We start from the raw sequence: 25,962 nt of genomic DNA on the forward strand, positions 1-25,962 counted from the left end.
ACCTGGGTCATCGTCGTCTGAGCGATGCGCTTCTTCGCGTGGGGGAGTGCCACCGCGAGGGCGACACCGAGCAGGACCTTGAACAGGGTGCGGGCCATGGTCAGGATTCCGTTTCCGTGGGGTTCGTGGCAGGGTCGGTGACTTTGGCGGCGGCGAGTTTCTTGCCGTACTCCTCCTCGCTGAGGTTGCGCCAGGAGGTCAGCGACACGTCGGGGCGGTAGAGCTTCTCCGGGGGCGCGTCGGTCACGTCGACCATCCAGGCGTCCTGGCCGGAGAACTGGCCGTGGAACAGCCAGCGGACCGCGCCCAGGTACTTGGCGTAGAAGCGGAGCGTGTCCCAGCCCTGCTTGAAGTTGACCATCACGCCGACGTACTGGTGGTTGTCGGCGTCGACCGGCACGTAGAACTCGTAGTGGATGAAGTTGGGGTAGGCGATCCGCAGCACGCCCGGCATCGAGAGCGAGGCGAAGCCGGGGAACTCCTGGGCCTCGATGACCGGGTCGACCGTGTCGGCCTTTCCGGTGTTGCCGAGGTTGAACGTCTCCTTGGGCGGCTGCTTCTTCCACCACCGCTTGTTGGACCAGCGGCCCACGCCCGGGAAGTCGGCCTCCCAGTAGACCTCGTCCTGGACGCGGTAGATCCAGCGGTCCTTCGGAACGATGCGGGTGATGTTCCACGTGGGCATCGGCTTGAACAGGCGCCACAGCGCCGTCCTGTGGAGGTACTTGGCGTGCCCCTCGTCGAAGCCGTTCTCGCAGGCGAAGCGCCAGTTGCCGCCGCGCGGCTCGATGCGGCCGCCCATCACGAAGGCGTTCGACACCAGTTCCTCGGGGAGCTGCTCGTCGATCGGGTGCGGCTGCTCGTCGGCGACCGGAACGTACACCCAGACCATGCCGAGCCGCTCCTCGACGGCGTACGTGCGCACACCCAGCTTGCCCGTGAGACGGCACCCGGGGCCGTCGGTGATGACCGCGGAGAGCTTGCCGGTGGGCAGGTCGAAGGTCCAGCCGTGATACGGGCAGCTGACGGTGCCGGGGAACTGCTGGTTGCCCTCGGACAGCGGGACGCCGCGGTGTGGGCAGCGATTGTGCAGCGCGTACACCTTTCCGTTGTCGCGGATCAGCGTGATCTTCTCGCCGCAGAGTGTGAACGGTTTTGGATCACCGGTGATGTGGCTCGCCCAGGTGACCGGGTACCAGTAGCCGCGGAAGCCCGACGCCGCCGCGTCGTAGTGGGGCCAGGACGACCAGTCCTGCCGGCCGATCTTGTCGGCGGATCCCCGGCGAGCCTGAGCGGGCTCTTTCGTGGCGCTCTTCTTCACTGCGGGGGGTCGTTCGCTCGTCGTCATCTCGCTCGTGGCCTCCTGCTCCGGTGGATGTGCGCCACGAGCATCCGGCGCGGTGCGGCGCCTGCCTATGAACCTGTTCCGGTGAACGGACCGTGGCCTGCGGCGGACCGGTCAGCGAACCGTCGGCCTTGATCGTTCAGGGGCGGGAGCACAGCATCCGTTCATGACCCGCATGACGATTCCCGGCCTGGTCGACGCGGCGGCCGCACACCACGGCGAGCGCCTCTTCCTCACCATCGACGGGACCCGGCGCACCTACGCACAGGCCCGTACTGCCGCGGCCACGATGGCGGGCGCGTTGGCGGCCCGGGGCTGCCGGTCGGGCGACCGGGTCGCCGCGTTGCTGTCCAACCGCGTCGAGCTGGTCGATCTGGTGCTGGGGTGCTCCTGGCTCGGTGCGGTCGTGGTCCCGCTCAACACGGCGCTGCACGGACGGCTGCTCCGGCACGCGCTGGACGAGTCGAAGCCGCGGTTCCTGTACACGGAGGAAGAACTGGCCGAGCGGGTGGAGCACGTGGGGTACGCGGGGCAGGTGTGGGTGACGGGGCCGGGCTCGCCGCAAGGGCCCGTCCCCGGAGTGGAGCGGGCACTCGACCCCTACCCGTCCCGTCCCGGCGAGACGGCCGCCGTCCTGTTCACCTCCGGCACCACCGGGCCCTCCCGCGGGGTGCGCTGCCCGCACGCCCAGTTCGCCTGGTGGGGCCGGAACGTGGCCGACTCACTGCGGCTGACGGCCGACGACACGCTCTACACGTGTCTCCCCCTGTTCCACACCAACGCCCTCAACACGCTGGCGCAGGCGATGACCGTGGGAGCCTCCGTGGTCGTGGACCGCCGGTTCTCCGCGTCGAAGTACTGGGCGCGAGCCGCCGAGGCGGGGGCCACCTGCGTGTACGTGCTCGGCGCCATGGTGCCGATGCTGCTCGCGCAGCCGCCCGGGCCCGGGGACCGTGCGCACCGGGCCTGGCGTGGACTGGGCCCGGGCACGCCCGGCGCGCTGTGGGACGTGTTCCGTGAGCGGTTCGGGGTGAGGCTGGTCGACGGGTTCGGCTCCACGGAGACCAACCTGGTCATCGGCTCCGTACCGGAGGACTGCCGCCCCGGCTACATGGGCACGGTGCGCGACGGCTTCGAGGCACGGGTCGTCGACGCGGACCTTTCGTGCGTGCCGGACGGAACGCCCGGCGAGCTCGTCGTCCGTACCGACCGGGAGCACGCCTTCGCCACGGGCTACGTGGGCGAGGCCGAGCCGGCCCTGGGTTCGTGGCGCCGCACCGGGGACCGCGTGGTGCGTGACGCCGACGGCTGGTTCCGCTTCGTCGACCGGGTCAAGGACTGCATCCGGCGCCGCGGGGAGAACATCTCGTCCTACGAGGTGGAGACCGCTCTGCGCGCCCATCCCGACGTCGCTCAGGCCGCCGCGTTCCCGGTGGCGTCCGATCTCGCCGAGGACGAGGTGATGGTGGCGGTGGTGCCGCGCCCCGGTCGTGGGCTCGACCCGGTGGAGGTGGCGCGGCACTGTGCGCGCGAGCTGCCGGTCTTCGCGGTTCCGCGGTACGTGGACGTGGTCGCGGAATTGCCGCTCACGGAAACCGGGAAGGTCCGGAAATCCGTGCTGAGGGAGCGGGGTGTCACCGGGGTGACGTGGGACCGGTGCGGCTAGGGGGTGTCTTCGGCCGTCGGCCAAGTGCGGCACGTTGTGGCTGGTCGCGCAGTTCCCCGCGCCCCTGAGATGCACGCACTTCGTGCGGCATCTCCCTGATGAAGGCGGCGGCGAAGCCGCCTGCCTTCAGGGGCGCGGGGAACTGCGCGACCAGCCGTACACGACCCGCACCCGGCCGACGGCCCACCGCTCCGAGCTCTCACCCGGGCAGCAGAACTGCCCGCCCCCGGACTCTCCCGGCCCTCAGAGCATCCAGCGCCGCCGCGGCCTCCGAGAGACCGAATCGCTCCACCGCGAGTGTCAGCTCCCCCGCGGAGAGCCGCCGGACCAGGTCGTCGGAGACCTCGCGGGCCCGGCGTTCCTGGCGGATCATGTTCACCGGCAGCAGCGCCACCTCGTCGAGCAGCCAGCTCGGCAGGTCCAGCTCGACGCGCGGGCCCGCCACGTACCCGATGACGACGGCGCGTCCGCCCTGCCGCACCCACCGGCTGCGGCCGGGCAGCCCGTCACCGCCGAGCGTGTCGACGAGCAGCGAGGCCGGCCGGTCCCGGGCGAGACCTTCCGCGTCGTCCAGCGTCACGGCCTCCGCGCCTTTCGGTACGTCGGCCAGCTGGTCCTCCCGGCCCACCACACCGGTTACCCGCGCGCCCGCTGCCAGTGCCTGCTGGGCCACCATCGCGCCGACCGCCCCCGCGGCACCCACCACGACGACGTCCTCGTCGTGCCCGAGCCGGGCGACGTCGTGCAGTGCCACGTACGCGGTCGTGGCGGGGACGAAGAAACTCGCCGCCACAGCGGGGGCGAGCGGAGCCGCGAGCGGGGTGACGGCCTTGCGCTTCACGCTGACCCGCTCGGCCCACGTGCCGTCCCGCAAGAGGCCCAGGCCGCCGCCGCGCAGCACGACCTGCGTGCCCGGCGTGAGCCCGGAATCGGCGTCGGCCTCCAGGACGGTGCCCGCACCCTCGACACCGCCGACGTACGGCAGGACCGGCTTGAGCTCGAAGCCGCCGGTGGCGACGGTGGCGTCGAGGTGCGAGACGCCGCCCGCCGTCACCTGGACGAGGACCTCGCCCGGCGCGCGGACGGGCTCGGGCACCTCGTCGAGGACCGGAGCGTCGCCCCACGCGTGGAACCGTACGGCCCGCATCAGCCGGCGGCCTTGCCGATGAACTCGAGGCTGAGGGCGTTGTAGCGCTGGGCCTGCTCGTGCTGCGGCCAGTGCCCGCACTCCTCGAACAGTTCCAGGCGCGAGCCGGGGATGTCCTGGTGCAGCGCCGTCGCCTCGGGCACCTCTCCGAACGGGTTCTGCCGGCCCCACACCACCAGCGTCGGCTGGGTGATCCGCGCCAGCTGCTCGGGACGCAGCAGGTTGCGCTGCCGTCGCTCCATGTCCTGGAGGGAGAGCAGGTTGTCGACGCCCGCGACGAACTCCGGCGTGTGGTAGATCGCATGCCGGACCTCGACGAGTTCCTCGGTGGCGGAGGCGTCGTCGGCCATGAGCAGCCGCATCCGCTTGCGCGTGAGGTCGATGTCGTCGGAGGCGACGGCCTTCTTGGTGCTGGTGCGGATGCGCTCCATGACCTCCGGGTTGGCCACGGTGCCGCCCGAGCAGAGGAGCTGGAGACTGCGCACGCGCTCGGGGTGCTCGATGGCGGCGCGGGCGCCGACCCAGCCGCCCAGGGACTCGCCGACGATGTGGGCGCTGTCGACCCCGACGGCGTCCAGGTAGTCGAGGAGGTGCCGCACGTAGTCGGCGATCTCGTAGGGCTTGTCGGGCTTGCCGGTGTAGCCGTGGCCGAGCATGTCGATGGCATGCAGGTCGTAGGCGGCGTGCGCGGTGATGTTGCGGGCGAACGCCTCCAGGTGGCCGCTGGTGCCGTGCAGGAACACGACGGCCTGGGCGTGCGGGTCGCCGGCGCGCAGGGTGCGCGTGGGAACGCCGGCGGCGTCCACGTACTCGACGCGGAAGGGGGTGGGGCTGATCTCGGTCCAGATCGACATGGGCTTTGCTCCGTAGGACGGTTGGGGGTGGGGGAGATTCAGTTGAAGGAGTCGAGGAAGCCGCTGACCACCGAGTGGTACGCCTCCGGGCGCTCCTCCTGGAGGTGGTGGGAGGCGTGGTCCATCACGTGGAGACTCCCGCTGGACACCATGCGGGCGAGCATCAGCGGGTAGTCAGGGGTGAGGAACGCGTCCTGCATGCCCCACATGAACAGCGTCGGAGCCTGGATCCGGCCCAGTTCCTCGGTGAGGTCCTGCCAGTCGCCGCGCGGCGAGTCGGACATCGCCGCGAGCGCGCGCTCGCCCGCGTCGAGGCTCTGCTCGTAGCGCAGCGTCAGCGTCTCCTCGGGGAGCTTCGCGCCGTCGTACCACTCCAGTTTCGTGATGAGCTGCCGCATCTTCTCGCGGGTCGGGCCCTCACCGCCGTAATAGACGTCCCGGGCCGTGCGGCCGCGGTGACCGTTCTCGGGCAGCGGGGCGAGCGGCCCGTAGAAGACGGGCATGCTGCCGGTGATGACGAGGGACCGGACGCGCTCCGGGTACTTCGCGGCGAGGTTGAGCGCGATGGTGCCGCCCCACGAGTTGCACACGAAGTCGGCGCGGTCGACGCCGAGCGTGTCGAGCAGACCGACCGTCTTAGCCGCGTGGTGGTCCCACATCGGGCCCTCGATGCGGGACTTCTCCGACTTGCCGTACTGGTGGATGTCGACGAGCAGACAGCGCCGGTCGGCCGCGAACAGCGGTGCGACGGGCCCGAAGTCGCTCCACGCCGTACAGCCGGGGCCGCCGCCGTGCAGGAACACGGTGTCGGGACCCGAGCCGAGGTCGTGGTAGTGGTAGCGGATGCCCGAGCCGTCCGCGTAACGGCTCTCCGGTGCTGGTGACATGCGGTTCCTTTCGTACGAATGGGGGGCCGGAGTCGAGCCCATCACCGCGCCGGGCGTGGGCCCAGCTCCGCGGTCCGCTGAGCGAACCCCTTCCGCTGGGCGGCTCATGGCGCGTTCACTGCGCGGTGTAGCCGCCGTCCACGTGCACCACCGCACCGGTCGTGAAGGACGAACCGGCGGCGAGGAGGGGGAGCACCGCGTGCGCGACGTCCTCGGGTCTGCCCCAGCGGCCCATCGGCACCTTTGCCGTGAAGGCGGCCTGGGCGGCGGCGTCGGTATCGGCGTCGCCCTCGTTCATGGGGGTGCGCACCGGGCCGGGAGCGACGCAGTTCACGGTGACGCCGGTCCCGGCGACTTCCAGCGCCACCGACCTGGTGAGCGCGGCGACCGCGGCCTTGGTGGCCGCGTAGCCGGACCGCTCGGGGGCGCCGGTCGAGCCGAGCACGGAGCCGATCGTGACGATGCGCCCGTGACCGGCGCCGGTCATGCCGGGCAGGACGGCGCGGATCGCCAGCCAGGTGCCGATGACGTTGGTGTCGAGGGCGGCACGGAAGTCGTCGGGCGGCAGGGCGAGCACCGAGCCGCGGGCCAGGCGGCCGGCGGCCGTCACCAGGCCGGTGACCGGACCCCACCGGTCAGTCGCCCGGCCCACGGCCTCGGCCAGCGCGCCCGGGTCGGTGGTGTCCGCGACGAGCGCCAGCTGCCTCTCGCCGCACACCGGGTGGAGCCGTTGCCCCGCCGATCGGCACCGTTCCGTGGAACGCCCGGTTACCACCACCGGCCGTCCGTCGCGGGCCACGGCCTCGGCGATCGCGAGTCCGATCCCGCTGGTGCCGCCCGTGACGAGCACCGGGCCGCTCTGTACGGATTCTTCGGTGTGCTGCATGCCTGCCCTCACCGACCCGTGAACGTCGGGGAGCGCTTGTCGAGGAAAGCCTGAAGTCCCTCCGCCGCGTCGGCGGTCCGGGTCAGGTCGGCGACGCCTTTCTCCTCGCGTCGCAGGGCCTGCTCGACGGGCAGCCCGTACCCTTCGTCGACGACCCGCTTGAGCAGACCGATGGCGGCAGTCGGCTGCGCGGCGAGACGGCGGGCCCGCTCGGACACCACCGCGTCGAACTCGTCCTGCTCCACCACGAGATCCACGAGTCCGAACTCCAGGGCGCGCTGTGGCGTCAGCCCTTCCCCTTCCATCATCAGGCGCTTCGCCACGTGCGGACCGACGAGCCGGGGCAGACGCTGGCTGCCGCCGGCTCCCGGGAACAGTCCGAGCCTGATCTCCGGGAAGCCGAACGTGGCCTCGGCCGAGATGATCCGCAGATCGCAGGCGAGGGACAACTCGGCGCCCCCGCCCAGCGCGTGGCCGTTCATCGCCGCGACGACCGGCTTGGGGGCTTGCTCGATCAACCGCTGTACGTCGATCCAGCGGCGCATCTTCGCCTGGTTGTCCGCGGACAGGTCCCGCATGACCGCGATGTCGGCGCCCGCGATGAAGAACCGGCCGGTTCCGGTGATGACGACGCACCGCACCTCCGGGTCGGCGGCCAGCGGGGTCAGGACGGTGAGGAACTCCTCGATCATCGCCGGGTCGACGGCGTTCGCCTTGGGCCGGTCGACGCGGACCGTGGCCAGGGCACCGTCGTGTGTCACGTGCAGAACGGAGCGCTTCTCCTGGGTCATCTTCGCTTCCCTCATTCCGTCACTCCCTGGGCGGCCAGCGCCGCCAGCTGTTCGTCGCTCAGGCCGAGCAGTTCGCGCAGTACCTCCTGCGTGTGCTGGCCGAGGAGAGGAGCGGGCCTGTCGAGTTCTCCGGGTGTCGCGGCCAGCCGCGCGACGATGCCTTCGTGCCGGACCGGCCCGGTCAGGGGATGGTCCAGTACGGGATAGAAGGCGCGGGCCGCCAGGTGTTCGTCGGCCTCCACCAGGTCCTGCCCGGTCGCCACGACCGCCGCCGCCACGCCCTCGCTCTGGAGCAGTTCGGCCAGCTTGTGACCGTCCTGCCGACTCGTCCAGGCGGTGAGGGCGGCGTCGATCTCGTCCTCGTTCGCCCGTCGGGTATCAAGGTCGCCGTCGGCGCACGGAAGGTCGACGAGACGTGTCAGGGCGTGCCACTGCGCCTCGCCGGTCACCGACACCGCCACCCACCGGTCGTCCCCGGCCGTCGGATACACCCCGTGCGGCACGGCACGCGGTGACCGGTTCGGGTGGTCAGCGGTCCGGGGATCGGGCGCGTCCGTGCCGAGAACGGGTTCCAGGGCCGCGGGGCCCATCGTCGCGGCCATCGCCTCCAGCTGGGACAGGTCCACGTGGCCGCCACGTCCCCGCGCCAGCAGGTCGAGCGTGGCGAGTACCGCGGCATTGGCCGCGACCATGTCACCGAGTCCGAAGGTCAGTCCCTGCGGCGGGCCGCCCGGGTCGCGGGTCTCGTCGGACAGGCCCGACATGGCGGCGAGCGTGTCGGCGAACGTCACGGCGTTGCGCCAGGGCCCGGTCTGCCCGACCCCCGCCATCGACACCAGGATCACGTCCGGGTTCAGTTCACGCAGCGACGCGTGGTCCATGCCCCACCGGGCCAGCACACCCGGGCTGAAGTTCTCCACGACGACGTCGCAGTGCGGGACCAGCGCCCGCAGCAACCGCCGGCCCTCCTCGGTCCGCAGGTTCAGGGCGACGCCGCGCTTGTTGCGGTTGAAGTTGAGGAAGTAGCCGCTGTCGTCGGGGTCGGAGCCCGGCCGCAGATGCATCGAGGGTGCGAAACGCGTGGGGTCCTGGCGGTGCCGCGACTCGATCTTGACGATGTCCGCGCCGTGTTCTCCGAGCTGCTTGGTCACATACGGGCCGGCGAGGACCCAGGTCAGGTCCAGGACGCGAATCCCCTCAAGCGCTCGGGACTTGGGCGTCGCACCATCGCCGCGCACCCGGCTCGGTCCGGAACCGCGCCACGGCGCCTCGCCCGGCGCCGCCTCGTGGAGCGACGGCAGGGAAACCGGGCGGGGGAGCGCCGCCCAGGGGAAACCGACGTCCTCGGCGCCGCCGTCCGGCAGCCCCGCACCGGTGATCGTGACGAGGAAATCGCGGTCGCGCAGCTGCGGGTTGTCCGTCAGACGTCCGGCCGGTACGACCTCCGCCCACGGCAGGGACCGCGCCCGTGCCTCGGTGGCCAGCTCGGCGGCGGGTTGCCGCGCCGCGAACCGCTGCACGAGAGCGTCCACGTGGGCGCGCTGCCGCCACCGGAACGCGGGATCCTGCCAGCGCTCGTCGACGAGGTCACCGGCCTCGCCCCGCTCGGCCATCCATGCCAGCAGGTCCGTCCACATCCGGTTGCTGCCGGAGTAGCCCCCGGCTACATGGCCGTCAGCCGCCTCGAGGATCCGGTGCGCCACGTGCTCGTACACGCCCCCGTTGCGCACAGGGAAACGTCCGGCGTGGATCCAGGCGAGGGCGCCGGTCTCCAGGGTCGCCGCGACGGCCTCCTGCACGGAGACGTCGACCAGCTGGGGGGTGCCCGACACGACGGCCAACAGCGCCCCGATCGCCGCGTGCGCCCCGGCGGTCTGCAGTGCCTGCTCCCGCGGGGGAGGTTTGGGCTGACCGTCGGGACGCCCGCCGAGCCACGTCATGCCACCCGCCGACGCCAAGACCAGATCGTCACCGACCCAGTCGCGGCGCGGCCCGGTCAGCCCGAAGGGTGTCACCACCACGTGCACGGCGTGCGGCCAACGGGACGAACCGTCTTCCCGCAGGCCGCGCAGCCGCGCCACGGGCCCGCTCTCCAGGACGACGTCGGCGCCCGCCGCAAGGGTGTCGAGGCCGGCCGGGTCGTCCACCGGCACCCACCGCTTGCCCGCGTGCCAGTGCGTACGGGCCGCCGGGCCGAGTCCGGTGCCCGGTTCGGTCCGCACGACGTCGGCGCCGACTCCCACAAGCAGCCTGGCACCCTGGAAGGCGAGTTCATCGGTCAGGTCCAGCACGCGCAGTGCCGGCGGGTCCGTGTCTGGTCGCACCACGGCTCCTCCCCATACGTGTCCGCAGCCTTTGCGGAATGTCACGATCACTGGGGGAGGGGAGGCGGGACCACCCGGGTGTTCTGCTGACTGAACCGACCGGACCGGCAGTCCCCGCCGCGCGGATCAGCTCACGGCCGGCGCGCTGCGCGCCACGGGTGCTTCGCGTACGCGCGCCGGACGGATCGTCTCGCACGGCGCCCTGCGTGCGGTCTTCTGCGCCACGCCGCGCTCGATGCTCTCCGCCGTGGCCCGCAGAGCCGCCAGCCACCGGTCCACCGACACCTGCGCCACGGGCCCGGTGACCGAGAGCGCCCCGTACTCCTGCCCGCCCATGGACACCGGCACGGCGAGGCTGGCGTACCCGGCCCTGACCCCCTCGACCTCCAGCGCGTAGCCCTGACGCCGAGCTCTGGACAGCCGCTGGGCCAGTACTCCGGGATCGGTCACGGAACGGGGGGTCAGCACGGGAAGCCCGGTGCGGACGAGGGCCGCGACCCGCTCGGGCCCGTCCGGGGCCAGGGCGAGCAGCAGCTGGCCGGTCGCCGTGCAGGAGGCGGGGAGGCAGCCGCCGACGTACGAGTGGGTGAGCACGTTCGCCTCACCGGCGATCTTCTCCAGGAACAGGACGTGGGTGCCGTCGAGGACAGCGAGGTGCACGGCGGCGCGGGTCCGGGTGTACAGGTCGGTCATCAGCGGGCGCGCGACCGAGCGCAGCACGGCGGAAGCGGGGACCCGCTGTCCCAGGTGGAAGAGCCTGATGCCGAGTTCGTAGGTCTCCCCGTGCCGGTCCAGCAGGCCCCATCGCACCAGTTCCTGGGCGAGCCGGTACGCCGATGCCTTCGGCACGCCCGACCGGCGGCTCAGTTCGCTCAGGCGCAACCGGTCCGCCCCCGACTCGAACGCGGCGAGCAGCAGCTGAGCCTTGCCCAGTACCGAATTGGGCAGGAGCACATCGTCGTCGGCGTTCGACTGCATCGGCGTCCTCACTTCGTCGCATGGCGGCCAAGGCCATTTGAAGTGCAACAACGCCATGTTGCCTAGAGGGGCGGGAAGGTTAATTTCAGGCAACAGACGCGTCTATTTCCTTTTTTTCTGTTTTGGTGTCCGCTGATTCGGGCTCCGCCGCCCCCTCTGCCTGAGGTACGTGTGCGAAGAACACCAGTGCCACCAGCGTGACCACGGCCATTCCCATGGTCAGCAGCGCGACCGGCAGGAAGTGCCCGGTGGCGGCCAGCAGAGCGGTGGCCACGACCGGCGACAGGCCCCCGGCGATTGCCGACGACAGCTCGTGGCCGAGTGCCATCCCGGAGTACCGGGTGCTGGTGCTGAAGAGCTCGGAGAAGTACGAGGGCTGCACCCCGATCATCGCGGCGATGGCGATGTGGCCGACGATGAACGCCGCCCACACCGCTGCGGGGTGCCCCGTGTCCATGAGGAGGAAGAAGGGCGCCGCCCACACCAGCATCCCGATCGCCCCGCCCAGGTAGACGGGACGCCTGCCCACCTTGTCGGAGAGCCGGCCGAAGACGACCATCATCGCCGAGTCCACCAGCATCCCGACGATGCCGGCCCACAGCAGCACGGTCGAGGAGATGCCCACGTACGCCCCGTACACGAGGGAGAAGGACATGAAGATGTAACTGGCGCCGCTGTCGGCGAAGCGCAGCGCCATCGCGAACAGCACCTCGTGCGGATGCCGCCGCAGTACTTCCCGCAACGGAGAGTGAGGTGCGCTCGCGGCCTTGGCGGACTCGGCCTCGAAGCCGTCCGTCTCGCCGAGATTCCGGCGGATGTAGATCCCCACCACGAAGATCACCGCGCTGGCCAGGAACGGCAGCCGCCAGCCCCAAGCCAGGAAGCCGTCCCCGGACACCTGCTCGGCCAGCCACAGCGCCAGCGATGACAGCACGAAGCCCAGGCCCATGCCGCAGGAGCTGAACGAGGCGAGGAACCCACGGCGCTCGGCCGGGACGTTCTCGGTGATGATGAGGACGCCGCCGCCCCATTCGCCGCCGGCCGCCGCTCCCTGGAGAACCCGCAGCAGGACCAGGAGCAGTGGGGAGAGCAGACCGGCCGTGGAGTACGAGGGCAGCAACCCCATGCAGAAGGTGGCGCCGCCCATCAGCGAGAGCGTCCCCATGAGCGCGGCCTTGCGCCCCCGCCGGTCACCGATGTGCCCGAAGATCAAGCCCCCGATGGGCCGGGCGGCGAATCCCACGGCATGACCGGCCAGGGCCGCGATGGTGCCGAGCAGCGGATGCCCGCCGGAGGGGAAGAAGACCGTGCCGAGGACCAGCGCGGCAGCGGTGGTGTAGAGGAAGAAGTCGTACCACTCCATCATGTTGCCGGCGACGGACGCGATGACCACGCGCCGCGTCGTGGACGCGCCCTCGGTCGTGCTCTTGCGGGGCATGTGTGCTCCTTGCCGTTCGAGCGTGAGATCGGTGGAGCGTACGAACGGCACCATGCCGCCTCAATCGGGCCGGTCCGCCAGGCGGGACACCACACTTCCGCCGGTGCACCCGGAGTGCCAGCGTGCCGCCACCTCGACCTCACTCCGACCCGGAGGCCGCATCCGATGTTCCGCCATCACGGCACGCAAGGGCGCCAGGCGGTCGCCCTCGCCGCGCTGCTCGCGCTCCTTCTCGCCACCGCCTGCGGGGCCGGCACCACCGACTCGGCCGGATCCGGGGGCGGCAAGCACCCGACCGTGCGGATCGCCCTCGGCGTGGATGCCTCGTACGCCCCGCTCTACCTCGCCGCCGAGCGCGACATGTTCGCAGAGGCCGGCCTCGACGTGCAGCTGATGAAGGTGGAGGGTGGACCGGCCGCGGCCCAGGCGGTCACGGCCGGCACGGCACAGATCTCCGCCAACGCCGACTCCACCGCGCTGCCACAGATGGTGAACAACCCGCGGCTGCGAGCCCTGGGCGCCTTCCAGTCCTCAGGCCGCTACCTCAAGGTCGTCCTGCGGGAAGGCATCACCTCGCCGCGCCAGATCAAGACGATGGGCTCGATCCAGGGCATCGGCCTGTACGCGACACACGAGTACCTGCGGCACCACGGCATCGACCCGCAGTCGGTGAAGATCCAGCAGAGCGGGCCCCAGGAAATCCCCACGATGCTCCAGCGAGGCGACATCGACGCCTACATCCTCTTCGACCCCTGGGTGAGCAAGGGCGTCGAAGCGGGCGGTCACCTCGCGGGGTCGATCGGTGACTTCGGGGTCACCTACGTGCAGTGGCTCATCGCCGACCGGAAGTGGCTGGAGAACAACCAGGAACTCGCCGGGAAAGTGTTCAAGGTGGTGGCCGAGGCGGGCCGGGCGGTGACCGAGGACCCGCACGCGGCAGCCCTCGCGGCGCACGAGCAGGCCCAGCTGCCGGTGGCGGGCACGGAGAAGGCCATCGGTGAGATCTCGTTCGAGTCCCGAGCCCTGACCTCGGCCGATGTCACGTCCTCACGTCGGATCGTGGACTTCCTCATGGAGCAGCACCTCGTCAAGAGCGCCCCCGACCTCGACACGGTCCTGCTGCGCGGCTGGTACGACCAGTACGCCGGATGACCGGCTGGGACGAACATTCCCAGACCGTCCCACTGAGCGGACCGCCGCGCATGCACTTGCCCGCCGACCGGCAGTAGCGTGCGCCAACTCGCGAGCCCACCCCCCGATGACCTGCCGAAAAGCGTCCCGATCCGAGGTGGCCATGAAGACTGCGTCCCGCCCGAAAATCCACTCGAAACCACACATCACCCGCTCTGCCCTCCTCACTGCCACACTGCTCACGGCGACCGCGTGCGGCGCGGGCACCACCGACGCGGGGGCCGGTCCCGGCTCCGGCGGGGCGGGCGGACCCCACATCCGCGTCGCGGTCGGTGTCGACGCCTCGTACGCGCCGTTCTTCGTGGCCGGCGCCGAGGGGCTGTGGGCCAAGCACGGGGTTGATGTCGACCTGGTCCAGTTCGCCAAGGGAGGGGAGGGAGTCGACGCCCTCAACGCCGGACAGGTCCAGATGGCAGGCAATTCCGACGCCACCACCATCGGCCTGCTCGGACAGAACCCGGACCTGCGCTCGCTCCTCGTCTACGAGGACTCCGGGCAGTACCTCAAGGTCGTCCTGGGCCCTCATGTGAAGTCCCCGGCCGAGATCCGCAAGATGGCCGTCGTCCCGGGCCTGTCCGAACTGGCCGCCACCCGGTTCCTCGAATCGAAAGACATCGAGCCCGACGCGGTCGAATTCGTCACGGCCGACCCCGCCGAGATTCCGGCGCTCACCAAGAAGGGCGACGTGGACGCATACGTCCTGTGGGAGCCGTGGCCGGCCAAGGGGGAGGAAGTGGGCGCGCGGGTTCTGGAGACCACGGGCGACTACGGCCTCAGCTACCAGCACTGGCTTCTGTCGACCTCACCCTGGCTCAAGGAGAACAAGGACACCGCCGCCAAGGTGGCCGCTGCCCTCGCGGAAGCGGCCGAGAAGACCGAGAGCGATCCGCAGGCTGCGGCACAGGCCACCAAGGACGCCGCGAAGATTCCCTCCGCGCAGACCGTGAACGCGGTGAAGGACATCGACTTCGCCGTTCGCGACTTCACGGCCGAGGACCTGAAGGGCTACGAGGACACGGCTCGTTTCTACCTGGACACCGGCAAGGTCAAGGCCCGCCCCGACGTGTCCCGCACCGTCCAGCGCGGCTGGTTCTCCGACGACACGAAGGGGTCCTGATGACCGAGGTGACCAAGGGGACCGAGGAGAAGACGGCACCAGCGAAGGGCGTCGGAGCCGCGGCCACCGTGACAGCCCCGCGTACGGAAGCAACGCCCGGACGTGGCGCGGCCCTGCGCGTCGACGGGGCCGGCATCTCCTTCGGTGACTTCCGGGCCGTTCAGGGAATCGACCTGGACATCCCGGCCGGCGAGTTCCTCTGCCTGCTCGGTCCGAGCGGCTGCGGCAAGTCCACGCTGCTGTCGGCCATGGCCGGCTTCGTCCAGGTCAGCGAGGGGTCTCTCACCGCGGACGGCGTCCCGGTCAGCGGCCCCGACCCCGAGCTCGGCATGGTCTTCCAGAGCAGCGAGGCCCTTTTCGACTGGATGACGGTGCACCAGAACGTCACCTTCGGGCCCCGCATGCGCGGCCGCAGCCGCACCGAACAGAACCGGGTGGCCGACGAGTTCCTCGGCCTGGTCGGCCTGCGTCACTGCGCGGACCGCTACCCCGGCCAGCTCAGCGGCGGCATGCGCCAGCGCGTCCAGATCGCCCGAGTCCTGGCCAACGAACCGGGCGTCGTCCTCATGGACGAACCCTTCGGCGCGCTCGACGCGCAGACCCGGCAGGTGCTGCAACAGGAGACGGCCCGCATCTGGAGCGCGTCCGGCTGCACCGTCGTCTTCGTCACGCACGACATCGACGAGGCGATCCTCCTCGCCGACCGGATCGCCGTCATGACGGCAGGCCCGGCGGCCTCGATCAAATCCCTGTACACGGTCGACCTGCCGCGCCCTCGCGACGAGTCCGACCCCGCCGCCCTGCGCCTGCGCAACCAGCTGCGCGAGGACATTGGAGAAGAGGTCCGCAAGGCCATGCGTGATCAAGGACTCGACGACCAGCTCGACCGAGAGGCGAACGGCGCATGACGATCACCACCACCGAGGCCCCGGCCCCGACCCGCCCACGCACACGCCGCCCCGGCGGAGCGGGCGGCGGACAGGCACTGCGCACCTTCAGCCTGTACGCGTTCGCCGTCCTGGTCGGCCTGGGTGTCTGGCAACTCGTGGCCATGAAGTACGGCCCTTCCCTGGTCGCCTCGCCGAGGCAGACCCTGTCGGCCGCCCGTGAACTGGCGTCCGACGGCACCCTGGGCAACTCGGTCATCGCCTCCAGCCGGCGCATCCTCATCGGCTGGGGCCTCGGCGTCGTGGTGGGCGCCCCGGTCGGACTGCTCATCGGGCAGATCAGAATCGTCCGCCAGCTCCTGGAGCCGTACATCGAGTTCTTCCGCTTCATCCCGCCCGTTGCCTTCGTGACCCTGGCGGTGGTGTGGCTGGGCATCGGCGAGTCGTCGAAGGTGGTGTTGATCTTCTACACGGCCGTCTTCATCGTCACGCTCAACACCAGCGCTGGTGTGATGGCCGTCAACGAGTCCAAGCTGCGGGCGGCCGCCAGCCTCGGAGCCGGGCGCCGCCAGATTCTGCAGCGCGTCGTGCTGCCGTCGACGGTCCCCTACATCCTCACGGGCGCCCGCCTGGCCATGGGCAACAGCTTTCTGACGATCGTCTCCGCCGAGATCGTCGCCGCCCAGGTGGGCCTCGGCTCCCTCATCTGGACCTCCCGCAACTACGGCCGCATCGACTGGGTCTTCGTCGGCATCATCACCCTCGGCCTCCTGGGCCTCGTCTATGACCGGATACTGCGCCTGATCGCGATGCGTGTACTGCACAAGTATGGAGTTAAGGTGTAAACGGAGCCGTGGAGATCAACGGGGGAGGGCAGTGACCAACGGGGGAAGAACGGAGAAAAACAGCAAGTGAGCACTTCCTCGTCCACATCGCGCGCCCTTGTCCTCGAGGAGTTTGGCACCCTGCCGCGCCTTGAGGAGCGGGCCCTGCCCGAGCCCCGGCCCGGACACACCCTCGTCCGGACGGCGGCGGCCACCGTCGCCCACCTGGACCTGAACATCCTCGACGGCAAGTTCGGCATCCTGCCCGAGCTGCCGTTCATCCCCGGAACCCAGGGCAGCGGCTACGTCGTCGCCTCGGACACCCACCCCGAAGGTGCCCTGGTCCGGCTGCGCGGTGAAGGGCTGGGCCTCAGCCGCGACGGCGCCTGGGCCGAGCACGTGCTCGTACCGGACGCCGCCGCGGAGCCCATGCCCGAGGGCACCGACCCCGCTCTGGCCTGCATCTACTTCTCCCCGGTCGGCACCGCCTGGGCGACCGTCCACCCCATCGCCCAAGTACGCCCAGGAGAGCGGGTACTGGTCACCGGCGCGTCCGGCGCGGTCGGCGCCATGGCCGTGCAGCTCGCCGCGCGCGCCGGCGCCGAGGTCGTCGGCGCGGTCGGACGGCCCGCGAAGCTGCCCCACGTACCCGGCGTCGCCAAGGCGCTGCTCGCCTCGGACCTGTCCGAGGAAGCGATCGGCGGCAAGGTCGACGTACTGATCGACACGGTCGGCGGCACGATCCTGCGCGACGCCCTCGCCCTGGTCCGCCCGCGTGGCAGGGCCGCGCTCCTCGGCTACACGGCCGGCCGCGAGCTCACCCTCGACCTCGCGGACTTCTTCCTCGCCGACGTCTCCCTCCTGCCGGTCAACATGATCTCCCGCGGCCAGGAGGTCGCCCCCGAGGTGCTGCGCCTGCTGCCGGACCTGTCCTCGGGCGCGCTGTCGCTGCCGTACGAGCGCTACGGGATGGACGCGCTCGACGAAGCGGTGGAGCGGCTGGGGACCGGGACGGCGGTCGGCAAGATCGTGCTCGACCTGGGGGACACCGGCGACTGACGCCCTCCCCCGGCGGAACACGTCGAACGGGCCCTCTCTCGCAGGAGAGGGCCCGTTCGACGTACCGGATCAGGACTGGGGAACGCCTGCCTGTGCGGCGAGCCGGTCCGGGTCGACAGGCAGCCAGTCGTAGTCGATGGAGTTCCAGAAGTCGCACTGGCGGCGCGCCTCGTACACCCCGGTCTTCAGGGCACGGCTCTCACCGCCCGGCAGCAGGGACATGAACGTGCCCGCCCGGTACGAAGGCCAGGCGGCGAGTCCAGGGGCAGCGGGGTTCCCGTGCTTCACGAACGAGCCCCAGTGGCGCACCATCTCCGCGGACAGCTGCCGCTGCTCGGGAGACAGCAGCTCCGAGACCGCCGAGGGAAACAGGTATGCCATCTCGCTGGCATGCGAGGCACCCGCGTCGAAGCCGGTCGAGGGCCGGCCGGTGGGTGGGTGCGGGTCGTTGAACTCGTAGAAGTACGTCCGCGGTTGCCGCGTCGCGAACCGGGCCGTGAGGTTCTGATATTGGCAGCCTCCGAGTCCGTAGAAGACGCTGCTGTCCCCCCACAGCGCGCCGAAGGCGTAAGCCCCGGTGTACGAGTCGCCATAGGCGTCGAACGGATAGTGCGCGAGTACGGCATCGGCCTCGTCCCCGAACTCTGTCCGGACCGCTCGCTCGTACTGCTCCTTCGTCGCCTGCGCGAACGGCAGTGCCCACGCGCGCACCTCGTCACGGGTGTGGCCGATCAGGAGGGGGACGTTGGCGGTCCCGCCGGTGCGTACGGCCTCGATCGGCGGGACGGGCAGTTCGGGGACACCGGACACGGGCAGCGGACCGCTCAGGACGCCGCCGACGAAGCCCCCCGCAGCGGCCTGCAGTGCACCGGCGGGCTTGGCCCGCAGACAGGACAGGCCGGCCGAGGTGGTGGAACAGCCCGCGGCCGCCGCGTACCTCTTCCCGCGGTCGACGGCCTGCCCGACGGTGTGACTCGGGCACCCGCCACTCTGGATGATCGCGCCGGAGAAGAGCCCTCGTGCCGGGGGCGATGCCATGAGTGCGCAGACGGAATGGCCTCCGGCCGACTCACCGGCGATGGTGACCCGGCTCGCGTCTCCGCCGAACGCACCGATGTTGCGTTGAGTCCAGCGCAGCGCCGCCTGTTGGTCGAGCAGGCCGTAGTTGCCCGCACCGTGCCGGCTCAGCCCGGGCAGGTCGAGGAAGCCGAAGACGCCGAGGCGGTAGTTGACGGTGACGACCACGACGTTGTTGGTCCTGGCGATCAGCGAGCCGTCTTCCCCGTCCCCCGAACCGAAGGAGAAGCCGCCGCCGTGGATCCAGAACATCACCGGCAGCGGACGGTTCGTGCGCTGGGCCGGGGTGTAGACGTTCAGGTACAGGCAGTCCTCACTCATTCCCGGGCTGCCTGTGCCGCCGCCGAACTGCAGGCAGCGAGAGCCGGGAGACGTGGCCGACCGAGTGCCTGTCCAGGCAGCGGCGGGTGCCGGAGGCTGCCAGCGTCCGGCACCTACGGGCGGAGCCGCGTACGGGATGCCGAGGAAGCGGTCGACCTGGTCTGCCGAGGCTCCCGCGACCGGACCCTTGTCGGTGGGAATCGTCAGGGAACGCGGGGCGGCCGTCGCGGGTACAGCCGCTGTGAGGCTCAGTAGGAACAACAGGCTCGCCAGGCAGGCGAGTCCCCGTCGGACAATGGGTCGCACGGGATCTCCTGAGAGGTCGGAGCGATGGGGGAGCCATGATGAGCCCGGCGCGGCACGCATGCGGCTTTCGCGTTCCGTTCAACAGACCCCGGGGCCGGAAGGAGGCCGCACCCGACGGGGTCACACCGGGAGGAAGCGGGGGACGCTGCTGATGACGCTCCCGGCGCCCGCGCCCAGGCCAGTCAGCCACAAAACGGGCTCTGACCTGGTCCTTTCGGGGGGCCGCTCAAGCCGACATCATTTCGATGACGCATCATGTGGAGTGCGTGGCGAGTCTGGAGCCTGCGGACAAGGGTGCCTGACCTGCGGTTTTGTGGTCCGGGTCAGCTGACCGGCGGTTACGGGGTGTGGCGGGGTTCGTACGCCTGACGGCCGCCCGGTCGCGGAAGCCCGGGACGCCACCCGCACGGACCGGTGCGACCCGGTACGCGGCCCGTCCTGGGCGCTCCGATCCGCTTCAGCCGCCGCTGGGCGTCGACCCCGTAGGGAGCCGGGCCGCGGACGACGGATCAGGCGGCGGTGAAGCCGCCGTCCGCGGGGAGTACGGCGCCCGTGACGAAGGCGGACCGCGGGGAGACCAGGAAGCACAGGACTTCCGCGATCTCGCGGGGCTGCGCCACCCTGCCCAGGGGGTGGACGTCCGCGAAGGACGCGAGGTAGGCGCGGCTGTCGGGGCGGAAGGTGTCGAGGAAGTCGGTCTCGACCACGCCTGCGGCGACGAGGTTCGCGCGGATGCCCAGGGGGCCGCCCTCCAGTGCCAGCACCTTGGTCAGCTGGGCGAGAGCCCCCTTCGATGCGCTGTAGGCGACCCCTTCGGGCAGGCCGACGGTGGACGCGTACGAACCGGTGCTGACGATGGCGCCGCCGCCGCGCTCCACCATGGCCCGGAAGGCTTCGCGGGCGAAGAGGAAGGCGCCGCGGGCGTTGACGTCCATCACGCTGTCCCAGTCCCGTGCGGTGGTGTGCGTGACGGGCTTGTTCAGGGCGCGTCCGGCGTTGTTGACCAGGATGTCCAGTCCGCCGAAGGCGTCGACGGCGGCACCTACCGCGCGGGTGGCGGTCTCTTCCGCGGTGACGTCGCCGGTCACGGTCACGACCCCGGGCAGCTCTTCCGAGAGAAGGGCGAGTTCGGGACGTGTGTCGAGGGCGACGACGTGAGCGCCGCGGGTGCGGAGGAGGGATGCGGTCTCCTTGCCGATACCGCGTGCGGCGCCGGTGACGAGGGCCGTCTTCCCGGCGAACTCGGCGGCTCCGGTGGGCGGGTTCGTGGACAGCATTCGGGTGCTCCCTCGTGGGGTGGGGTCGGGTGGGTCCGTGCGTGGCCACGGACGGCTTCGTGGCCGAAAGAGGGGCCGTCGTCAGTGGTCCCGGCTGTCGGGCCGGTGCCGGACGAGGAGCGCGGCGCCCAGGCCGACGAGCACAGTGGCGACGATGACGCCGGTACCGAGGCCGTAGCCCGCCAGGGGGTCACCCCGGTTCGTGCGCTGTCCGGCTTCGACGACCGCGGTGACGAGGGCGAGGACGACGGCACCGCCGATCTGCATGAAGGTGTTGAGCAGGGCTCCCGCCAGCCCTTGGTCACGGTCCGGCACCCCGGTCACGGCGCTCATGTTCAGCGCGGGAAAGGTGGCCGCGGTGCCGATCCCGTTGACGACCATGACGGGCAGGATCACGGTGAGGAAGGAACTGTCGGGGCCGATCCGGAAGAACAGCGCGTAGGACAGCGCGAGGAGCAGCATTCCGGCGACGATCATCCTGTGCGTTCCGAACCGGGCTGCGAGCCGCCCCGCGAACGGCGCCAGCGCGCCGTTGGCGAGGCCCAGCGGGACGAAGGCGCCGGCGGTCTGCAACGGCGTCCAGTCCAGCGTGTTCTGCAGGTGGAGCGTGGCGAGGAACGCGAACGATGTGTAGGCGCCCCACATGGCGAAGATCGTCAGGTTGGCGCCGGCGGTCGTGCGCCGGGTGAGGAAGGACAGCGGGACCAAGGGCCTGCGGGTGCGGGACTCGACCCGCACGAACAGGCCGAGCAGACCGGCCGCGGCGAAGAAGAGAACGAGGGTGCGGGCGGACAGCCAGCCGTGCGACGGAGCCTGGGTGAGGGCGTAGACCAAGAGCACCAGTGCTCCGGTGGCCGTCAGCGCGCCAGGAACGTCCATCTTCTCGCGAACGCTGCCCCGGGGGTCCGCCGGGAGCAGGCGCAGCCCCGCGAGCAGCGCGATCACAGCGATGGGCACGGGGAGCGCGAAGACCAGCCGCCACGACAGTTCGGTCAGCACGCCGCCGAGAACGAGTCCGCCGATGAAGCCGCAGGCCCCGGCGCTGGCGTACCAGCCGAGGGCACGGCCGCGCCGCGGACCCTCCGGCCAGTTGGTGGTGATCAGAGAAAGAGCCGCCGGGGCCAGGAAGCCCGCGGCGACCCCCTTCACCAGCCGCGCCACGACCAGCACGCCCCCGGTCGGAGCGAGCGCTCCCAGCACGCTCACCACGCCGAAGACGGCGACCGCGGTCAGGAAGGCGCGTCGCCGGCCGAACAGATCGGCGACCCGGCCGCCCAGGAGGAGGAACCCGCCGTAGCCGAGGGCGTAGGCGGACACGACCCACTGCAGGGAGCCCGAAGTCATGCCCAGGTCACGCTGGATCGCGGGCAGGGCCACGCCCACGTCCGAAAGGTCCACGGCGTCCATGAAATGGGCCGCGCACAGCACCAGCAGGGCCGGGATGCCGGGTGGCGGGGAGACCTCCGCAATGGCCCCGGTTCCGTCGGCGCCCGTGGCGATCTCGTCGGTCTGCTTCATTGCCCTGCCTTCCTGGTGAGAGGCGAGGACGTCGGCGCGCCTTCTCACGAGGGCTTCTCCATCCGGTCCTCGCGGTAGAGCACGAGGTGTTCGTGGTGGAGCACGCCGTCCCTGATGTCGCCCGTGGCGGTGAAACCGGTGTCGTCGACGTAGTCGATGTGGTCGCCCGTCACCGTGTACCGGCCGGTGTACGCGCTGCGCCGGTCTCCTCGGGCCTCGTCGTAGCGCCCGTTCGGCAACAGCTCCTGGCGGATCTGACCGTCCGCGGTCATCCACATGCCGACCACGTCGGCATGCCCGCAATCGCGGCCGCTCCGCGCATCGCTTGTCATCACATTGCCTTCCTCGGTGGGTGCGGGTGTCGTGCCCGACCGAGTCTGCGCAGGTCATCGCGGGTGTACCAGGGTGCGCTCTGCCTGGGTGCGGCACACCCAGGCAGAGCGCGGAGCCACTGCCTAGCCTGGAGGCCATGGACGACAACCATCTCGGGGAATTCCTCCGCGCGCGCCGTGCCCACCTGCGGCCACAGGACGTCAACATGGCGAGTCACGGCGTACGCAGGGTCGCCGGACTGCGCCGCGAGGAGGTAGCCGTCCTGGCCGGCGTGAACGCCGACTACTACACCCGGCTGGAGCAGGGCCGCGAGCGCCATCCCTCGCCCCAGGTCCTGGACGCGCTCAGCCGTGCCCTCCTGCTCGACAGGGACGCCCGCGGCCACCTGCGCCGCCTGGCCGGAGTGTCAGCGGACGGCCAAGGCTCCCTCCACACCACCGAGCAGGTAGGTCCCGCGCTGCGTCAGCTGATGGACGGCTACCCGCACACCCCGGCGTTCGTGATGAGCCGCACCCTCGACCTCCTGGCCGCCAACGCCCTGGCCGACGCGCTCTACGCCCCCTTCACCCCCGCGGACAACCTGGCCCGCATGACCTTCCTCGATCCGGCCGGACGGGAGTTCTACCAAGACTGGGACCGGGCGGCCCAGGCCGCCGTCGCCAACCTGCGCCAGGCGAGCGGCTTCGACCCCGAGCACCCGCGTCTGCGAGACCTGGTCGGCACACTGACCGAACACAGTGCCGCGTTCCGGCGGCTGTGGGCGCAGCACACCGTGCGCGGAAAGACCCAGGACGCCAAGCAACTTCTCCACCCGGACGTCGGCCCTCTCTCCCTGACCTACCAGTCCTTCGACGTCCGGGACGCCCCGGGTCAGCAACTCGTCATCTATCACGCCGAACCGGGCAGTTCCTCTGCACAGGCCCTGGCCCTTCTCGGCTCCCTGTACGCCGGCGGTAGGCGGGCCCCGTCCCGTTCCGCCGGGCAGTGAGATCCGGTCGGATCAGCCGTTCGGCCGTTCGGCCGCTCGGGCTGACGCGAGTCCAGGCGCCAGGCAGGCCAACAACTGACCGGGTGCGTCTTCCTGGAGGAGGTGACCGGCGCCCTCGATCCAGTGCAGTTCGGCGTGCGGAACGCGTTCGTGCAGCCACTCGGCGTACTGCGGCGGGAGGATGCGGTCTTCGCGGCCCCAGACGAGCCGTACCGGAATCGACACACCGCCCAGCAGATGCTCGTACGCGACCGTGTCCGCCTGCCTGATCTGGCTGTACTGGCGGTAGAACGCCGCCTGCCCGGCCTCCCCCCGCCACGGTGCGAGGAACGCGTCGAGGATGCCCGGCCGGAAGCCCGCGTGGGTGGCGTGCCGCAGGTGACTGGCGACCAGTGCTTCGTGGGCGTAGTCCGGAAGCTTGCGGAAGACCTCCTCGTGCTCCAGGAAGAGCTGGAAGAGACCTCGCTCCCACTCGCCGCCGCTCACCGCGTCGAAGAGGGTGAGGTCCCGGTAGTTCCTCTCCTCCAGCAGCAGGGTACGCAGCGCCACCGCCCCGCCGATGTCGTGAGCCACGACGCTGGGGCGGGACAGTCCCCAGTGGTCGAGGAGCTGAGCGAAGTTCCTCGAGTGGGCCGCGAGGCTCAGGTCCTGGCCCTCGCGCTGCTCGGACTGGCCGAAGCCGAGGTGGTCGAAGAAGTAGACCGTGCGGCTACGGGCGAGCGCGGGAGCGATGTCCCGCCACAGGAAGGAGGAGTACGGCGTGCCGTGCACCAGCACGAGTGGGTCTCCGCTGCCCAGGACCCCCCACCGCACCACCCCTCCGGGTGTCTCGAATCCCTCGTTCAGTGTCCAGGTCACCACTTCACTCCTCTCCTGCCTCGTGAGCACCACCTTCCACGCGGAGCGTTCTTCGATGCTTCATCGGCGAGAACCTTCCGGACCCGCGTGCCTCGGGTTCTTCAGCCGCGCCCTCCGCGGGCAAGGGTGTCTGAGCTGCAGGTTTCTGGTTCACTGTCTGAACGCGCCCCATCGGTAACGCGTGACCTGGCTCTTCCGCTGTCGGCGATCGAGCGGCGCCCCGGACGAATGTGTTCGGGGCCGAATTGGGCCGGCCCGTTCGTCGAGGACGTCGCGCGGGACGAGATCGAGGTACCGGTCATCGCCGAGCGCGGGGCACCGTTTGCGCGCCGTCGACCACGACCTGGCGAACGTGACCGGCGCGAGCCTGTACGCCGACGACGCACGCCGGCCCGGTCGGCGCCGCCTGCCGGTGGTCAGCGGTCGGACATCACCGGCGGTGACGACATCAGGTGCATGTCGCCCGAGAGGATGGCCCGCTGCAGATCCTGCAGCGGGCGTCCGGGCTCGAGCCCCAACTCGTCGTTGAGCGTCTTGCGTACCGACTGGTACACCTTCAGCGCGTCCGCCTGCCGCTCCGAACGGTAGAGCGCCAGCATGAGCTGGCGGTAGAACGCCTCACACATGGGGTTCTCGGCGGTGAGGGAGTAGAGCATGCTCACCGCCTGGCGGTGCCGACCGAGTTGGAGCTGGCACTCGACGAGCATCTCCTGGCACTCCCGGCGGATCTCGGTGAGCCAGGTCGAGAAGCCGCCGATGATCGGGCCCTTGACGCCCGTTCCGTCGCCGCTGTTGCCGAGGATCGGGCCGCGCCACAGTGCGAGCGCCTGGCTGAAACAGGAAGCGGCCTCGTCCGTGCGCTGCTCGCGGAGCAACGACCGCCCCACGTCGACGAGTTCGGGGAAGATCTGGGCGTCTATCTGGTCGTCGCCCTTGTGCAGCACGTAGCCCGGTGCCCGGGTCTCCACGGGGTCGCCACTCGCGCCGGGCAGCTTCAGGAACTTGCGGAGCCGGGAAACGTACACGTGCAGGCCCGCGGCGGCGCGCCGTGGCAGATTCTCACCCCAGATCTCCCGCATCAGCTGCTCCGGGGAGACCAGATGGTCCGCCCGGACGAGCAGCACCGTGAGGACGATCTCCACTTTCTGCGCCTGAAGTGTGAAGTACGTGTCCTCGTTCCGGACGCGGAGCGGGCCCAGTATCTCGTACCTCACCGGGCACCCTCCCCCGCTGTCGTCAGTGTCACGGGACGGTGACCGCCGACCGATACGCCGGAGCGGGGGCGGTCCGGCACAAGGGGTGGGGGAGAGGCAGGCACGGTCTATCCCTTCGCCAGGAACGATGACAACGTTCTCGCCACATTGCGCAGCCAGTCCCGATCATGCACACCTCAAAGATTGAACGGCAATATAGAGACGTCGACACCGGGGCGGAATGAGACATTCCGTATTCTGTGTCGCGCGAATTTCGGACGCCAATGGTGGGGAATTCGGGAGAGGATCATTACCTCCCCTTGGTTGAATATGGCGGGACGTCGCTGACCTGGGAGATCATTATGGCTTCGGCGGCGACAGGAAACGCTCTGTCCTCGGAGAGTCGTCGGAGCCGGATTCATCGGCGCCACGATTGTGTCTTGTTGTTTTCTGCCACGCGCAGTGCGGAACGCCCTGAACCGGCCGTCGTCTCCGGGTCGCCGCAGCCGGGGCCCGGAACGTCAGGAGCGGGATGACCGGCACTGGCACCGACCCGGACAGGGTGAGCAGCGCGCTGGTGAGGTTCTCCGCCACGGCGCCGGCCCCGGCCGACTCGCGCAGCGCGCCCGCCTCCTTCTCCAGTCGCCCCGCCCGGGCGTTGCCCACTGAGCGTACGCTCATAAAGGTGGGCGCATGG

22 protein-coding genes are annotated in these 25,962 nt (G+C 70.6%); 7 read left to right on the plus strand and 15 right to left on the minus strand.

Annotated features, from left to right (window positions below; all coding sequences use genetic code 11):
- Positions 1-100: 100 nt before the first annotated feature.
- Positions 101-1,348 (minus strand): Rieske 2Fe-2S domain-containing protein, encoded by a 1,248-nt coding sequence (locus tag ACGH52_RS29035; RefSeq protein ID WP_059298060.1) that lies wholly within the window; start codon positions 1,346-1,348, stop codon positions 101-103.
- A gap of 163 nt (positions 1,349-1,511) precedes the next feature.
- Between ACGH52_RS29035 and ACGH52_RS29040 the strand changes: the two genes are divergently transcribed.
- Positions 1,512-3,011, plus strand: a complete 1,500-nt coding sequence (locus ACGH52_RS29040; RefSeq protein WP_210975807.1) for an AMP-binding protein — start codon at positions 1,512-1,514, stop codon at positions 3,009-3,011.
- A gap of 199 nt (positions 3,012-3,210) precedes the next feature.
- Here the strand turns inward: ACGH52_RS29040 and ACGH52_RS29045 are convergent, their stop codons facing one another.
- The 8 genes from ACGH52_RS29045 to ACGH52_RS29080 form a co-directional block, all read right to left on the minus strand.
- On the minus strand, positions 3,211-4,158 hold the full coding sequence (locus ACGH52_RS29045) for an alcohol dehydrogenase catalytic domain-containing protein (protein ID WP_059298063.1): 948 nt from the start codon (positions 4,156-4,158) through the stop codon (positions 3,211-3,213).
- Positions 4,158-5,012 carry an alpha/beta fold hydrolase gene (locus tag ACGH52_RS29050; RefSeq protein WP_059298064.1) on the minus strand — a complete coding sequence of 285 codons (855 nt, stop codon included), beginning with the start codon at positions 5,010-5,012 and terminating at the stop codon, positions 4,158-4,160. Before ACGH52_RS29050 ends, ACGH52_RS29045 begins: the two co-directional genes overlap by 1 nt.
- 38 nt (positions 5,013-5,050) lie before the next feature.
- Positions 5,051-5,899, minus strand: a complete 849-nt coding sequence (locus ACGH52_RS29055) for an alpha/beta fold hydrolase (RefSeq protein ID WP_059298066.1) — start codon at positions 5,897-5,899, stop codon at positions 5,051-5,053.
- 115 nt (positions 5,900-6,014) lie between these two features.
- Positions 6,015-6,785 carry an SDR family NAD(P)-dependent oxidoreductase gene (locus ACGH52_RS29060; protein ID WP_399943543.1) on the minus strand — a complete coding sequence of 257 codons (771 nt, stop codon included), beginning with the start codon at positions 6,783-6,785 and terminating at the stop codon, positions 6,015-6,017.
- An 8-nt stretch (positions 6,786-6,793) separates the two neighbouring features.
- On the minus strand, positions 6,794-7,591 hold the full coding sequence (locus tag ACGH52_RS29065; protein ID WP_224219777.1) for an enoyl-CoA hydratase/isomerase family protein: 798 nt from the start codon (positions 7,589-7,591) through the stop codon (positions 6,794-6,796).
- Positions 7,588-9,900, minus strand: coding sequence for a CoA transferase (locus ACGH52_RS29070; RefSeq protein ID WP_399943546.1), 2,313 nt, complete (start codon positions 9,898-9,900; stop codon positions 7,588-7,590). Before ACGH52_RS29070 ends, ACGH52_RS29065 begins: the two co-directional genes overlap by 4 nt.
- Positions 9,901-10,026: 126 nt before the next feature.
- Positions 10,027-10,878 (minus strand): IclR family transcriptional regulator, encoded by an 852-nt coding sequence (locus ACGH52_RS29075; RefSeq protein ID WP_399943549.1) that lies wholly within the window; start codon positions 10,876-10,878, stop codon positions 10,027-10,029.
- An 85-nt stretch (positions 10,879-10,963) separates the two neighbouring features.
- Complete coding sequence (locus tag ACGH52_RS29080; protein WP_121700804.1) at positions 10,964-12,316, minus strand: MFS transporter; 1,353 nt, start codon at positions 12,314-12,316, stop codon at positions 10,964-10,966.
- A 165-nt stretch (positions 12,317-12,481) separates the two neighbouring features.
- Here ACGH52_RS29080 and ACGH52_RS29085 point away from each other — a divergent pair, with 165 nt between their 5' ends.
- The 5 genes from ACGH52_RS29085 (at position 12,482) to ACGH52_RS29105 (ending at position 17,394) form a co-directional block, all read left to right on the plus strand.
- The gene (locus tag ACGH52_RS29085) at positions 12,482-13,468 is read left to right on the plus strand and encodes an ABC transporter substrate-binding protein (protein WP_399943552.1); all 987 of its coding nucleotides are present in this window, start codon (positions 12,482-12,484) and stop codon (positions 13,466-13,468) included.
- Between the two features lie 142 nt (positions 13,469-13,610).
- Positions 13,611-14,624 (plus strand): ABC transporter substrate-binding protein, encoded by a 1,014-nt coding sequence (locus tag ACGH52_RS29090; RefSeq protein ID WP_399943555.1) that lies wholly within the window; start codon positions 13,611-13,613, stop codon positions 14,622-14,624.
- Positions 14,624-15,532: an ABC transporter ATP-binding protein gene (locus tag ACGH52_RS29095; protein ID WP_210974508.1), complete on the plus strand. Its 909-nt coding sequence runs from the start codon at positions 14,624-14,626 to the stop codon at positions 15,530-15,532. The genes ACGH52_RS29090 and ACGH52_RS29095 overlap by 1 nt, the downstream gene beginning before the upstream one ends.
- Entirely contained in the window at positions 15,529-16,356 is an 828-nt protein-coding gene (locus tag ACGH52_RS29100; protein ID WP_059298081.1) for an ABC transporter permease, read from the plus strand. Before ACGH52_RS29095 ends, ACGH52_RS29100 begins: the two co-directional genes overlap by 4 nt.
- A 66-nt stretch (positions 16,357-16,422) precedes the next feature.
- The gene (locus ACGH52_RS29105) at positions 16,423-17,394 is read left to right on the plus strand and encodes a zinc-binding alcohol dehydrogenase family protein (protein ID WP_059298083.1); all 972 of its coding nucleotides are present in this window, start codon (positions 16,423-16,425) and stop codon (positions 17,392-17,394) included.
- 69 nt (positions 17,395-17,463) lie between these two features.
- On the opposite strand, the gene ACGH52_RS29110 is transcribed toward ACGH52_RS29105, so the two are convergent.
- The 4 genes from ACGH52_RS29110 to ACGH52_RS29125 all read right to left on the minus strand — a co-directional run bounded on the left by ACGH52_RS29110 (position 17,464) and on the right by ACGH52_RS29125 (position 22,225).
- Positions 17,464-19,158 carry a carboxylesterase family protein gene (locus ACGH52_RS29110; RefSeq protein ID WP_079032786.1) on the minus strand — a complete coding sequence of 565 codons (1,695 nt, stop codon included), beginning with the start codon at positions 19,156-19,158 and terminating at the stop codon, positions 17,464-17,466.
- A 449-nt stretch (positions 19,159-19,607) separates the two neighbouring features.
- A complete protein-coding gene (locus tag ACGH52_RS29115) occupies positions 19,608-20,375 on the minus strand; it encodes an SDR family NAD(P)-dependent oxidoreductase (RefSeq protein WP_399943559.1) in 768 nt (255 codons plus the stop codon).
- Positions 20,376-20,456: 81 nt separating this feature from the next.
- Positions 20,457-21,893 (minus strand): MFS transporter, encoded by a 1,437-nt coding sequence (locus tag ACGH52_RS29120; protein WP_399943562.1) that lies wholly within the window; start codon positions 21,891-21,893, stop codon positions 20,457-20,459.
- A 44-nt stretch (positions 21,894-21,937) separates the two neighbouring features.
- Positions 21,938-22,225, minus strand: a complete 288-nt coding sequence (locus ACGH52_RS29125) for an Atu4866 domain-containing protein (protein ID WP_121704194.1) — start codon at positions 22,223-22,225, stop codon at positions 21,938-21,940.
- Positions 22,226-22,362: 137 nt separating this feature from the next.
- Between ACGH52_RS29125 and ACGH52_RS29130 the strand changes: the two genes are divergently transcribed.
- Positions 22,363-23,214, plus strand: coding sequence for a helix-turn-helix transcriptional regulator (locus ACGH52_RS29130; protein ID WP_399943566.1), 852 nt, complete (start codon positions 22,363-22,365; stop codon positions 23,212-23,214).
- 12 nt (positions 23,215-23,226) lie between these two features.
- Here ACGH52_RS29130 and ACGH52_RS29135 read toward each other — a convergent pair whose 3' ends face one another.
- Both ACGH52_RS29135 and ACGH52_RS29140 read right to left on the minus strand, forming a co-directional pair.
- The gene (locus tag ACGH52_RS29135) at positions 23,227-24,072 is read right to left on the minus strand and encodes an alpha/beta fold hydrolase (RefSeq protein ID WP_399943569.1); all 846 of its coding nucleotides are present in this window, start codon (positions 24,070-24,072) and stop codon (positions 23,227-23,229) included.
- A 416-nt stretch (positions 24,073-24,488) separates the two neighbouring features.
- Positions 24,489-25,286, minus strand: a complete 798-nt coding sequence (locus ACGH52_RS29140; RefSeq protein ID WP_121704198.1) for an AfsR/SARP family transcriptional regulator — start codon at positions 25,284-25,286, stop codon at positions 24,489-24,491.
- Between the last annotated feature and the right edge of the window lie 676 nt (positions 25,287-25,962).

This window comes from Streptomyces sp. BBFR25 (assembly GCF_044590125.1).
Taxonomy (GTDB): domain Bacteria; phylum Actinomycetota; class Actinomycetes; order Streptomycetales; family Streptomycetaceae; genus Streptomyces; species Streptomyces canus_D.

Bases quoted from the DNA above. Each gene is read 5' to 3' on its own strand.
- ACGH52_RS29035 (WP_059298060.1), bottom strand. From the start codon at position 1,348: ATGACGACGAGCGAACGACCCCCCGCAGTGAAGAAGAGCGCCACGAAA.
- ACGH52_RS29040 (WP_210975807.1), top strand. From the start codon at position 1,512: ATGACCCGCATGACGATTCCCGGCCTGGTCGACGCGGCGGCCGCACAC.
- ACGH52_RS29045 (WP_059298063.1), bottom strand. From the start codon at position 4,158: ATGCGGGCCGTACGGTTCCACGCGTGGGGCGACGCTCCGGTCCTCGAC.
- ACGH52_RS29050 (WP_059298064.1), bottom strand. From the start codon at position 5,012: ATGTCGATCTGGACCGAGATCAGCCCCACCCCCTTCCGCGTCGAGTAC.
- ACGH52_RS29055 (WP_059298066.1), bottom strand. From the start codon at position 5,899: ATGTCACCAGCACCGGAGAGCCGTTACGCGGACGGCTCGGGCATCCGC.
- ACGH52_RS29060 (WP_399943543.1), bottom strand. From the start codon at position 6,785: ATGCAGCACACCGAAGAATCCGTACAGAGCGGCCCGGTGCTCGTCACG.
- ACGH52_RS29065 (WP_224219777.1), bottom strand. From the start codon at position 7,591: ATGAGGGAAGCGAAGATGACCCAGGAGAAGCGCTCCGTTCTGCACGTG.
- ACGH52_RS29075 (WP_399943549.1), bottom strand. From the start codon at position 10,878: ATGCAGTCGAACGCCGACGACGATGTGCTCCTGCCCAATTCGGTACTG.
- ACGH52_RS29080 (WP_121700804.1), bottom strand. From the start codon at position 12,316: ATGCCCCGCAAGAGCACGACCGAGGGCGCGTCCACGACGCGGCGCGTG.
- ACGH52_RS29085 (WP_399943552.1), top strand. From the start codon at position 12,482: ATGTTCCGCCATCACGGCACGCAAGGGCGCCAGGCGGTCGCCCTCGCC.
- ACGH52_RS29090 (WP_399943555.1), top strand. From the start codon at position 13,611: ATGAAGACTGCGTCCCGCCCGAAAATCCACTCGAAACCACACATCACC.
- ACGH52_RS29095 (WP_210974508.1), top strand. From the start codon at position 14,624: ATGACCGAGGTGACCAAGGGGACCGAGGAGAAGACGGCACCAGCGAAG.
- ACGH52_RS29100 (WP_059298081.1), top strand. From the start codon at position 15,529: ATGACGATCACCACCACCGAGGCCCCGGCCCCGACCCGCCCACGCACA.
- ACGH52_RS29110 (WP_079032786.1), bottom strand. From the start codon at position 19,158: ATGCGTGCCGCGCCGGGCTCATCATGGCTCCCCCATCGCTCCGACCTC.
- ACGH52_RS29115 (WP_399943559.1), bottom strand. From the start codon at position 20,375: ATGCTGTCCACGAACCCGCCCACCGGAGCCGCCGAGTTCGCCGGGAAG.
- ACGH52_RS29120 (WP_399943562.1), bottom strand. From the start codon at position 21,893: ATGAAGCAGACCGACGAGATCGCCACGGGCGCCGACGGAACCGGGGCC.
- ACGH52_RS29125 (WP_121704194.1), bottom strand. From the start codon at position 22,225: ATGACAAGCGATGCGCGGAGCGGCCGCGATTGCGGGCATGCCGACGTG.
- ACGH52_RS29130 (WP_399943566.1), top strand. From the start codon at position 22,363: ATGGACGACAACCATCTCGGGGAATTCCTCCGCGCGCGCCGTGCCCAC.